11 protein-coding genes and 1 other RNA gene are annotated in these 9,347 nt (G+C 68.6%); 6 read left to right on the plus strand and 6 right to left on the minus strand.

Translation table 11 applies throughout. The features are described 5' to 3' along the window. Positions 1–163 precede the first annotated feature (163 nt). Positions 164–451, plus strand: coding sequence for a DUF1330 domain-containing protein (locus DXK32_RS31200; RefSeq protein ID WP_114862052.1), 288 nt, complete (start codon positions 164–166; stop codon positions 449–451). A gap of 72 nt (positions 452–523) precedes the next feature. Here the strand turns inward: DXK32_RS31200 and panB are convergent, their stop codons facing one another. Further along, on the minus strand, positions 524–1,348 hold the full coding sequence (gene panB, locus DXK32_RS31205; protein ID WP_114862053.1) for a 3-methyl-2-oxobutanoate hydroxymethyltransferase: 825 nt from the start codon (positions 1,346–1,348) through the stop codon (positions 524–526). Positions 1,349–1,542: 194 nt separating this feature from the next. Continuing rightward, the gene (rpsU, locus tag DXK32_RS31210; RefSeq protein WP_012974546.1) at positions 1,543–1,746 is read right to left on the minus strand and encodes a 30S ribosomal protein S21; all 204 of its coding nucleotides are present in this window, start codon (positions 1,744–1,746) and stop codon (positions 1,543–1,545) included. 216 nt (positions 1,747–1,962) lie between these two features. Here rpsU and def point away from each other — a divergent pair, with 216 nt between their 5' ends. Together def and DXK32_RS31220 are read left to right on the plus strand one after the other, a co-directional pair. Then, entirely contained in the window at positions 1,963–2,505 is a 543-nt protein-coding gene (gene def, locus DXK32_RS31215; RefSeq protein WP_114862054.1) for a peptide deformylase, read from the plus strand. Position 2,506: 1 nt separating this feature from the next. Continuing rightward, positions 2,507–3,214 carry a COQ9 family protein gene (locus DXK32_RS31220; RefSeq protein ID WP_114862055.1) on the plus strand — a complete coding sequence of 236 codons (708 nt, stop codon included), beginning with the start codon at positions 2,507–2,509 and terminating at the stop codon, positions 3,212–3,214. A gap of 4 nt (positions 3,215–3,218) precedes the next feature. Here the strand turns inward: DXK32_RS31220 and DXK32_RS31225 are convergent, their stop codons facing one another. The 3 genes from DXK32_RS31225 to ssrA form a co-directional block, all read right to left on the minus strand. Beyond that, complete coding sequence (locus tag DXK32_RS31225) at positions 3,219–3,581, minus strand: TfoX/Sxy family protein (RefSeq protein ID WP_114862056.1); 363 nt, start codon at positions 3,579–3,581, stop codon at positions 3,219–3,221. 10 nt (positions 3,582–3,591) lie between these two features. Beyond that, positions 3,592–4,152, minus strand: a complete 561-nt coding sequence (locus DXK32_RS31230; protein ID WP_114862057.1) for an SspB family protein — start codon at positions 4,150–4,152, stop codon at positions 3,592–3,594. 31 nt (positions 4,153–4,183) lie between these two features. Beyond that, positions 4,184–4,560, minus strand: a transfer-messenger RNA (tmRNA) gene (ssrA, locus tag DXK32_RS31235). Between the two features lie 94 nt (positions 4,561–4,654). Here ssrA and thyX point away from each other — a divergent pair. Beyond that, on the plus strand, positions 4,655–5,593 hold the full coding sequence (gene thyX / locus DXK32_RS31240) for an FAD-dependent thymidylate synthase (RefSeq protein ID WP_103040756.1): 939 nt from the start codon (positions 4,655–4,657) through the stop codon (positions 5,591–5,593). 32 nt (positions 5,594–5,625) lie between these two features. Continuing rightward, positions 5,626–7,536, plus strand: a complete 1,911-nt coding sequence (locus DXK32_RS31245) for a tetratricopeptide repeat protein (protein ID WP_114862058.1) — start codon at positions 5,626–5,628, stop codon at positions 7,534–7,536. Between the two features lie 21 nt (positions 7,537–7,557). On the opposite strand, the gene DXK32_RS31250 is transcribed toward DXK32_RS31245, so the two are convergent. Next, the gene (locus DXK32_RS31250; protein ID WP_114862059.1) at positions 7,558–7,947 is read right to left on the minus strand and encodes a DUF983 domain-containing protein; all 390 of its coding nucleotides are present in this window, start codon (positions 7,945–7,947) and stop codon (positions 7,558–7,560) included. A gap of 344 nt (positions 7,948–8,291) precedes the next feature. Between DXK32_RS31250 and DXK32_RS31255 the strand changes: the two genes are divergently transcribed. Then, the gene (locus tag DXK32_RS31255) at positions 8,292–9,260 is read left to right on the plus strand and encodes an ABC transporter substrate-binding protein (RefSeq protein ID WP_114862060.1); all 969 of its coding nucleotides are present in this window, start codon (positions 8,292–8,294) and stop codon (positions 9,258–9,260) included. Positions 9,261–9,347 lie beyond the last annotated feature (87 nt).

The raw sequence follows: 9,347 nt of genomic DNA on the forward strand, positions 1-9,347 counted from the left end.
CAACACCATGATGCTGTTCGGCGACGCCAAGAAGGTCACCGAAGAGGTCGTGAAGTCGATGGAGTAACCCGCACCCTTACCGGTGTGGCGTAAGATGAACCCCCGGGGCCGGCGCGCCCCGGGGGTTTCTTTTTGCCATCACAAGAAACGGAGAGAGGACGCCATGCCCGCCTACATCATCGCCGACGTGAACGTGACGAATCCCGCGGCCTATGAAAACTACAAGAAACTGACCCCGAACGCGGTCGCCCAAAATGGCGGGCGCTTCATCGCCCGCGGCGGGCAGGCGGAGGAGCTGGAAGGCGGCTGGCAGCCCAACCGCGTGGTCATCCTGGAGTTCCCGGACTACGCCACCGCCAAGGCCTTCTACGACAGCCCCGAATACCGCGAGGCGCGCGAGGCCCGGAAGGACGCCGCCGACTTCCGCATGATCGTGGTGGACGGCGCCTGACGCGCCCCCGGAACACGAAAAAAGCCGTGCGGAGCCGCACGGCTTTTTCTTTTGGGAAAGGGAAGGGGGCCCTTACGCCTTCTTGATGCCGAAGCAATGCTCCGGACCGGGGAAGCTGCGGGCCTTCACCTCGGCGGCGTAGGTCGCGGCGGCTTCGCCGATGGCGGTGCCGAGCTGGGCGTAGCGCTTCACGAACTTGGGCTGGAACTCGCCGAACAGGCCGAACATGTCGTCAGACACCAGAACCTGCCCGTCGCAGGCGGGGGAGGCGCCGATGCCGATGGTCGGGATGGTCACATCCTCGGTGATCTGGCGGGCCAGCGACTCCATCGTGCCCTCGATGACCAGGGAGAAGGCGCCGGCCTCGGCGATGGCGCGGGCGTCGGCGCGGATGCGCTCCGCCGCTTCCGGATCGCGGCCCACCGCCTTGTAGCCGCCGAGCGCGTTGACCGACTGCGGCAGCAGCCCGACATGGCCCATCACCGGCACGCCGCGGGTGGTCAGATAGGCCACCGTCTCGGCCATCTCCAGCCCGCCTTCCACCTTCACCGCCTGGGCGCCGCTCTCCGCCATGACGCGGGCGGCGTTGCGGAAGGCCACCTGGGGGCTCTCCTGGTAGCTGCCGAAGGGCAGGTCGACCACCACGCAGGCGTGGCGCGAGCCGCGCACCACGGCGGCGCCATGGGCGATCATCATGTCGAGGGTGACGGGAAGCGTGCTGTCGAAGCCGTAGACCACCATGCCCAGCGAGTCGCCGACCAGCAGCAGGTCGACATGCGGGTCGAGCAGGCGGGCGACCGGGGTGGTGTAGGCGGTCAGGCAGACGATCGGCTCCCCGCCCTTGCGCGCGCGCAGCGCCGGCACGGAGACGCGCGGAGTGTCCTTGGATGCGCTCATTGGCGACCCTCCCCATTCTTTTATTGGCAGACGTTCTTCGGTACGGCGAAGCGGACCGCAGATGCACCAAAACCGCCCACGCGCAGACGCGGGGCGGCAGGTGCAGGACACAAGAGGGGCAAGCGCGCGAACGCGCATGGATGCCCGGCGCGCCGAAGCGCGCCTGTCAATCCGGCGCGAAACGCGCCTGAGGATTAATAGCCCTCGCGCTCCATACGCTTGCGGAGCAGCTTGCGGGTGCGACGCACCGCCTCAGCCTTCTCACGCGCGCGCTTCTCCGAGGGCTTCTCGTAGTTCCGGCGCAGCTTCATTTCCCGGAAAATGCCCTCGCGCTGCATCTTCTTCTTCAGCGCGCGGAGGGCCTGATCGACGTTGTTGTCTCGGACCAGAACTTGCACGTTAACCGTCACCTTTATCAAGTGAGCCGAGTTGCCATGAGGCAACAAACAGGCATGCGACAGGCATGCGCTTTCGGGCGCACCCCTTGTGTGGACCTTTATGTAGCACGGACGGGGTCGCCTGTGAAGCGGAGTCTTCCAACCCTGCGTGTTCCGCTGCGACAAGGCGTGGGCAAAACGGTTGCCCGGCGGCCCGTGGCGCCCAGATAATAGGGCATGACCCTGTTGAAGATCGCCCGCATGGGGCACCCGGTGCTGCGCAAGGTCGCAGACCCCGTGTCCGACCCGACGGCCCCGGAGATCCGGCGGCTGGCGTCCGACATGATCGACACCATGCTGGACGCGCCCGGAGTCGGGCTGGCGGCCCCGCAGGTGCACGAATCGCTGCGCATGATCGTGTTCCGCGTGCCCGCCCTGCGTTCCGGCGGCGAGTCGGTGGAGCCGACCGTGCTCATCAACCCGGTGATCGAGCCGCTGGGCGATGGGCTTGAGCACGGGATGGAGGGTTGCCTGTCGATTCCCGAGCTGCGCGGCGTCGTTCCGCGATTCGCACGCATCCGCTACCGCGGCGTCGGGCTGGACGGCGAACCCATCGAGCGTGAGGCATCGGGATTCCACGCCCGCGTCATCCAGCACGAGTGCGATCACCTGGACGGCGTGCTTTACATCGACCGGATGACCGATCTGCGCTATCTGGCCTTCACCGACGAGGCGCATCACATCACCGAGGCGCTGGAACAGCAGGAGGGGAGAGACTGACATGGACGCTGCGCTGGATATGGACGCGGTGCGGGACGACATCCTGCTCTCCACGCTTCCCAACATCGTGTTCGATGGCTGGAGCCTTCAGGCGCTGCGCGACGGCGCCCAGATGGCCGGCTATGACACGGCGACCATGCACCGCGCCTTTCCCGGCGGCGTGCCGGAGCTGGCCGAGTATTTCGGCGCCTGGACCGACCGCCGCATGCTGGCCGAACTGGACAAGCATCCGCTCGACGAGATGAGGGTGGGGGAGAAGATCGCGCTCGCCATCCGCACCCATTTCGAGGTGCTGGAACCGCACATGGAGGCCAAGCGCCGCCTGCTCGCCTATCTCGCCATGCCGCAGAACATCGGCATGGGGCTGACCATGCTCTACCGCACCGTGGACGCCATGTGGTTCGCGGCGGGCGACACGGCCACCGACTTCAACCACTACACCAAGCGCGCCACGCTGGCCGCGGTGCTCAGCTCCGCAACCTTCTACTGGCTGGACGACCGGTCGGAGGGCCATGCCGAGACCTGGGCCTTCGTGGACCGCCGGCTCGGCGACGTGATGAGCATGGGCAAGGCGATGTCCGCCATGGGCCGCGCCGGGCGTCTGCTCAGCCATCTGCCGAGCCCGGCGCGCTTCGCCCGTCAGGTCCGCCAGCGTGCCGGCGCCGCACCGGTGGACACCGCCTCCGCCCATATGGCTGAGAACATCTGACGGCTCAGGCTTTTACCCTTTTTCGGGACGGCTTCTTGACGGCGGCGGTGCGGATCGCCGCCGCCAGGGCCGGGCGGGCCCAGAACAGAAGCTCGTCAGGGTCGTCCAGCGCCGAGTCGGGCGGCGGGAAGTAGGGCAGGACCGTCGGCTTGTCGTCGAAGGGCTTGAAGGGGCGCAGGCCCAGCGCCTCGTACTCCGGCCGGTTGCCGTCGTCGGTCTTGAAATACAGGATGTTGCGGGCCACCAGAGCGAAGACGACGCCGTCGCAATAGACCGCGTAACCGCCGAACATGCGGCGGGCGGTGATGGCTCCCAACGGTGTCAGCGACTCGCACAGGAAGCGGACGAGTTCGCTGACCGTGGCCATGGTGGGGAGCCTATTTTTTGCGGAAGGCGTCGAGAGTCACGACCTCGCCGCGCTTCGGCTCCTCACCGGAACGATCCGGGTCGGACTTGCCGGAATCGGCTTTGGCCGTTTCGGACTTGGCGAGCTTCGCAATGGACGGCTTTGCCCCATCCATCGCCTTCTTCTCCGACGTCTCGCGTGCGGGGATGGTGGCGATCTCCGCCGACTCGGCGGGCTCCACCGGCTGGAACTGGAGGGCGAAATTCTCCGACGGGTCGGCGAAGGTGGTGATGGCGGCGTAAGGAATGACCAGCCGCTCATGCACGTTGTTGAAGCTCAGCGTCACCTCGAAATGATCGTCCAGCGCCTCCAGCCCGTAGAACTGGTACTGGATGACGATGGTCATCTCGTTGGGATACTGGGACGACAGATATTCGGGGATGTCAACGCCCGGGTAACCCGTCCGGAAGGTCAAGTAGAAGTGATGATCGCCGGGGAGCCCGCGGTCCGTCACCTGGCGGAGCGCGTCACGGACGACACCGCGCAGGGCGGCCTCGACCATGCGGTCATAACGCAACTGCTCTCTCGGCATTCTTGGGCGGGTCCTTAACGCCAGACGGGTAAGTGTGGGCCTTCTGTTGCTAGGCGGCCCACGGCCCCACCCTCAGGTGCTACCCATCGGGGATTGATTTCGGTCAGTTACCGCTGTTAGGCGGCAACGGCGACCGGAGCAACGTTGTCGTTGGCAACTATTGCAATGGCCCGATAACGGCGGAACCATGCCGGGCGAAGACCATGCCTTTACCACGCGTGTCGATCCTATTTCGCCCCCAACGAACCCGCTCCCTACGGCAACGCCCGAGAGACCGGTGGTTTGTTTGGTGGAGGCGCCGGGTACCGCCCCCGGGTCCACAACGCTTATTCCGCAAGGCGTTTATCGCCATAGTCGGCTGCTGCCGACGGACCCAATATAGGCCCTTCATCCGGATATGGAAAGGGGGTGCGGCGGATTCTGACCGGAGGCTCTTGCAAGGGGGTGACTGTCCGGGTTCGCGGACGTAGAGTGCCGGCCGAATTCAGTCCCCGGAGTACCCATGCCGATCACGCCCGAGCAGCGCGCCGAGATCGACCGCCTGCGCGCCGTCACCGCCACCACCCGCCGCGCCACCGTTCCGGCCCTGGAGGAGATCCTCTACGAGCCGCTGGAGGTCCTGGACCACGGCTTCGTGCGCGTCGTCGACTACATGGGCGACGATTCGGCCGTCGTCCAGGCGGCGCGCGTGTCCTACGGCAAGGGCACCAAGAAGGTCACCGAGGACGCCGGCCTCATCAAGTATCTGATGCGCCACCGCCACTCGACCCCGTTCGAGATGTGCGAGATCAAGTTCCACGTCAAGCTGCCGATCTTCGTCGCCCGCCAGTGGATTCGCCACCGCACGGCGAACGTCAACGAATACTCCGCGCGCTACTCCATCCTCGATCGCGAGTTCTACATCCCGACGCCCGAGAACCTGGGCGCTCAGGCCGTGGTCAACCGGCAGGGCCGCGGCGACGTGCTCCAGGGCGACGAGGCGGCGTCGGTGATGAAGCTGCTGCGCGACGATTCGGAGGCCGTCTACGCCCACTACGAGGAGATGCTGAACCAGCGCGAGGACGGCACCACCATCGAAGAGGGCCGCCAGGGCCTGGCGCGCGAGCTGGCGCGCATGAACCTGACGCTGAACTACTACACCCAGTGGTATTGGAAGGTCGATCTCCACAACCTTCTGCATTTCCTCAGCCTGCGCGCCGACCCGCACGCCCAATACGAGATCCGCGTCTACGCCGAGGCCATGCTGGACGTGGTGAAGCGCTGGGTCCCCGCCGTGTTCGACGCCTTCAGCGAGTACCGGCTGGGCGGCACCCACATGTCGAAGACCGGTCTGGAGGTCGTGAAGCGCCTGCTCTCCGGCGAGGCCGTGACCCAGGAGGCCAGCGGCCTGTCCAAGCGCGAGTGGCGGGAGCTGATGGACCAGCTCGGCCGCGCCGAGTAACCCCCGCGCCAACCCTGCAAGGACCAGCCGTCATGACGCCCACCAAGATGACGCCGCACGAGGCCGATGGACTTCACCGCCAGGGCCTCGTCGCGGCGCAGGCCGGGCGGTTCGACGAGGCCTTGGAGCTGATCGGGCGGGCCATCGCCGCCTATCCCTCGATCCCCGTCTGGTGGGCCAACTACGGGCTGGTGATGGAAAGCCTGGGCGATGTTGCCGGGGCGGCCAACGCCTATGCCGGGGCTCTGAACCTCGACCCGTCGCTGGAGATGGCGATGGACGGGCTGCTCACCATGGCGGAGGCGGTGCGCCGGGCCGGCGATTCGGCCCGCGCGGAGGCTTTCTTCCGCCGCGCCATCGCCCTGAACCCGAAGACGCTGGCCGCCGTCGCCAATCTGGGCGTGCTGCTGCGCGCCCAGGCGCGGCGGGGGGAGGCGGTGACGCTCTACGAGAGGGCCGGGCGGCTCGACCCGGCCAATTGGGCGCACCCGTACAACCTCGGCAACGCGCTGGCCGAGATGAACCGGCTGGGCGAGGCCGACGACGCCTATAAGGCGGCGCTCGCCCTCGCGCCGAGCCGGGCGGAGGTGCGGGCCAACCGCGCCACCCGCGTGCTCGCCATGCAGGGGCGGGCGGAGGAGGCCTTGGCGGAAATCGACGCCGTGGTGGCGCAGCATGGCAATGTCGATTCGCTGCACGCCTCGCGCCTCTATCTGATGCAGTTCGTGCCGGGGCTGACCATGCCGGCCATCGCCCAGGCCCATGCGGACTGGGGCGCCCGCTACCCCGACCGTCCGGCGCCCGCTGTGGCCGCTCCGGCGCCGAAGATCCGCATCGGCTATGTCTCGCCGGACTTCCGGGCCCATCCCGTGGGCTTTTTCCTGGAGCCGGTGCTGGCGAACCACGACCGCTCGGCCTTCGAGGTGGTCTGTTACGCCAACACCGCCAACCCGGATTGGAAGACCGAGCGGCTGATGGCCCACGCCGACCATTGGGTCTGGACCACCGGCCTGGACGACGCGGCCCTGGCCCAGCGCATCCAGGCGGACGGCATCCACATCCTGGTCGATCTGGCGGGCCAGACCTTCGGCAACCGCCTGCCGGTCTTCGCGCGGCGCGCGGCGCCGGTGCAGGCGACCTGGGCGGGCTATGTCGGCACCACCGGCCTGCCGGCCATGGACTATCTGATTTCCGATTCGCGGCAGAGCCCGCCGGGATCGGACGGCTGGTGCATCGAAGGCGTCGTGCGCATGCCCGACGCCTACGTCCCCTGGGCGCCGCCCGAGGACGCGCCGGCCGTGGCTCCGCTGCCGTTGGCGACGCGCGGTCACGCCACCTTCGGGTCCTTCAACGCGCTGCCCAAGCTGAACGCGGAGGTCGCGGCGTTGTGGGCGCGCGTGCTGGGCGCCGTTCCCGGCTCCCGCCTGCTGCTGCGCACGCCGGGGCTGGACGACACCGGCACCGCAGCGCGCACGCTGGCCCTGTTCGAACGGGCCGGGCTGGACCCGGCGCGGGTCGATCTGCGGGGTGGGGCGCCGCACCGGGAGTTCCTGGCCGGCTACGGGGAAGTCGACGTGGCGCTCGACCCCTTCCCCTATTCCGGCGGTCTGACGACCCTGGAGGCGCTGTGGATGGGCGTGCCGGTGGTGACGCTGGGCGGCGACCGCTTCTGCGCCCGCCATTCGGTGACGCACCTCGCCTCGGCGGGGCTGTCCGATCTGGTGGCCGACGGGCCGGACGGCTACGTCGCCAAGGCGGCGGCGCTGGTCGCCGACCCGGCTGGGCTGGCGGCCCTGCGCGGCGGGCTGCGGGACCGGCTGGCCGCGTCCCCGGCGCTCAACGGCGTGCGCTTCACCCGCGCGCTGGAGGCCGCCTTCGGCGTGATGTGGCAGCGCTTCCAGGCCGGGCAGGGGCGGGCGAGCTTCGCCCTCAGTTTCGATTGAGCCAGCTTCGGCGGGGCGGGATCAGGCGCGCTCCGACCCCGGCGCGCCGGTGCTCCACAGCAGCCCCAGCACCACGCCCTTGCAGCGCGGCAGCAGCAGGCCGGTCAGCAACAGGGTCAGCAACGGCCAGATGGTGAGATGCACCCAGGTCGCCGGCTCGTAGCGCTGCTCGACCGACAGCACCGCCGGGATGATGATGTGGCCGACGATCAGGATGGTCATCCAGGGCGGGGCGTCGTCGGCGCGCAGATGGCCGAACGCCTCGCCGCAATGGGCGCAGTGGTCCACCGGCTTCAGGTAGTTCCGCAGCAGGCGCCCGCGTCCGCAGGCCGGGCATTGCCCCATCAGCCCGCGCAGCGCCGCCGTCGTCTTCGACCGCGTCCCATCCTGCGTGCCGTCTTCCGCCGTCATGACTCCACCCCTGCGATCCGCTCCCCGAAGGGCCTCATATGGGGAGGGAGCGACCGATCGTCACGCCGTTCCGTCGCCCGCACCCCGGGGTTGCGCCGCGCGCAAGGCCTCCACGCGGCGGGCGATGTTCTCCAGCCGCATCTGAAGCTCATGGGCTCACAGCGCATGCGCGGCGGCGCGGGCCTCCGCCTCGATGTCGGCGATGGCGGATTCGAGGGCTTGGAGTCGGGCTTGGAGTTGGGTGTCGCGCACGTCTTCGCTCATCGGATTCCTGTTCGGGCAGTTGACGGACCGGCCCCTGGGCGTCTACGGGATGCACAAACCCCCTCCGGGAGCCTGGAGCCATGACGATCATCCGCCTGTTTCTCGCCGCCGCCACGGCGGCCATCGCGCTGACCAGCGCCGCCGCCCTCGCCCAGACCAAGACCGTCGCGATCACCGCCATCGTCGAGCATCCGGCGCTGGACGCCACGCGCGACGGCGTGATCGAGGCGCTGAAGGCCGCGGGCTACACGCCGGGTGACACCCTGAAGGTCGAGTATCAGAGCGCCCAGGGCAACCCCGCGACCGCCGCGCAGATCGCGCGTCAGTTCGCCGGCGCCCGTCCGGACGTGATCGTCCCGATCTCAACCCCCTCCGCCCAGGCGGTCGTCGCCTCGACCCGCGACATTCCGGTGGTCTTCACCGCCGTGACCGACCCGGTCGGCGCGCAGCTCGTCCGCAGCCTGGACAAGCCGGGCGCCAACGTCACCGGCGTGTCGGACATGGCCCCGGTGGCCGAGCATGTGGCGCTGATCCGCGAGATCGTGCCGTCGGTCAAGCGTCTGGGCGTCCTCTACAACGCCGGCGAGCCGAACTCCGTCTCGCTGGTCAAGGCGCTGAAGGAGGAGGCGCAGAAGGCCGGGCTGACCGTGGTCGAGGCGACCGCCACCAAGTCCGCCGACGCCCAGCCCGCCGCCCGCAGCCTCGTCGGCAAGGCCGACGCGATCTACGTGCCGCTGGACAACACGGTCGTTTCGGCGCTGGAAAGCGTCGTCGCGGTGGGCCAGCAGGCCAAGCTGCCGGTCTTCTCCGCCGACACCGACAGCGTGGCGCGCGGCACGGTGGCCTCCATCGGCTTCGACTACCGGCAGGTCGGCCGCCAGACCGGCGAGGCGGTGGTTCGCATCCTCAAGGGTGAGAAGCCGGGCGACGTGCCGGTGACCTTCGCCAAGGGCACCGACCTGTTCGTGAACCCCAAATCGGCGGCGGCGATGGGCGTGACCATCCCCGAGGCGGTGATCCAGCGCGCGACCAAGGTGGTCGGGCAGTAAGTTGTTTTGTTGAGGGGGAGTGGTTGCGGAGGGCCCCCCTCCCGACCTCCCCCCGCTTCGCAGGGGGAGGAGAAAGCCCTCCCCTGC

The organism is Azospirillum brasilense (genome assembly GCF_003349955.1).
Taxonomy (GTDB): domain Bacteria; phylum Pseudomonadota; class Alphaproteobacteria; order Azospirillales; family Azospirillaceae; genus Azospirillum; species Azospirillum brasilense_B.

Excerpts from the sequence above, each read along its gene's own strand:
- DXK32_RS31225 (WP_114862056.1), bottom strand. The coding sequence starts at position 3,581 with ATGGCCACGGTCAGCGAACTCGTCCGCTTCCTGTGCGAGTCGCTGACA.
- DXK32_RS31230 (WP_114862057.1), bottom strand. The coding sequence starts at position 4,152 with ATGCCGAGAGAGCAGTTGCGTTATGACCGCATGGTCGAGGCCGCCCTG.
- DXK32_RS31245 (WP_114862058.1), top strand. The coding sequence starts at position 5,626 with ATGACGCCCACCAAGATGACGCCGCACGAGGCCGATGGACTTCACCGC.
- thyX (WP_103040756.1), top strand. The coding sequence starts at position 4,655 with ATGCCGATCACGCCCGAGCAGCGCGCCGAGATCGACCGCCTGCGCGCC.
- panB (WP_114862053.1), bottom strand. The coding sequence starts at position 1,348 with ATGAGCGCATCCAAGGACACTCCGCGCGTCTCCGTGCCGGCGCTGCGC.
- DXK32_RS31255 (WP_114862060.1), top strand. The coding sequence starts at position 8,292 with ATGACGATCATCCGCCTGTTTCTCGCCGCCGCCACGGCGGCCATCGCG.
- DXK32_RS31200 (WP_114862052.1), top strand. The coding sequence starts at position 164 with ATGCCCGCCTACATCATCGCCGACGTGAACGTGACGAATCCCGCGGCC.
- DXK32_RS31250 (WP_114862059.1), bottom strand. The coding sequence starts at position 7,947 with ATGACGGCGGAAGACGGCACGCAGGATGGGACGCGGTCGAAGACGACG.
- DXK32_RS31220 (WP_114862055.1), top strand. The coding sequence starts at position 2,507 with ATGGACGCTGCGCTGGATATGGACGCGGTGCGGGACGACATCCTGCTC.
- def (WP_114862054.1), top strand. The coding sequence starts at position 1,963 with ATGACCCTGTTGAAGATCGCCCGCATGGGGCACCCGGTGCTGCGCAAG.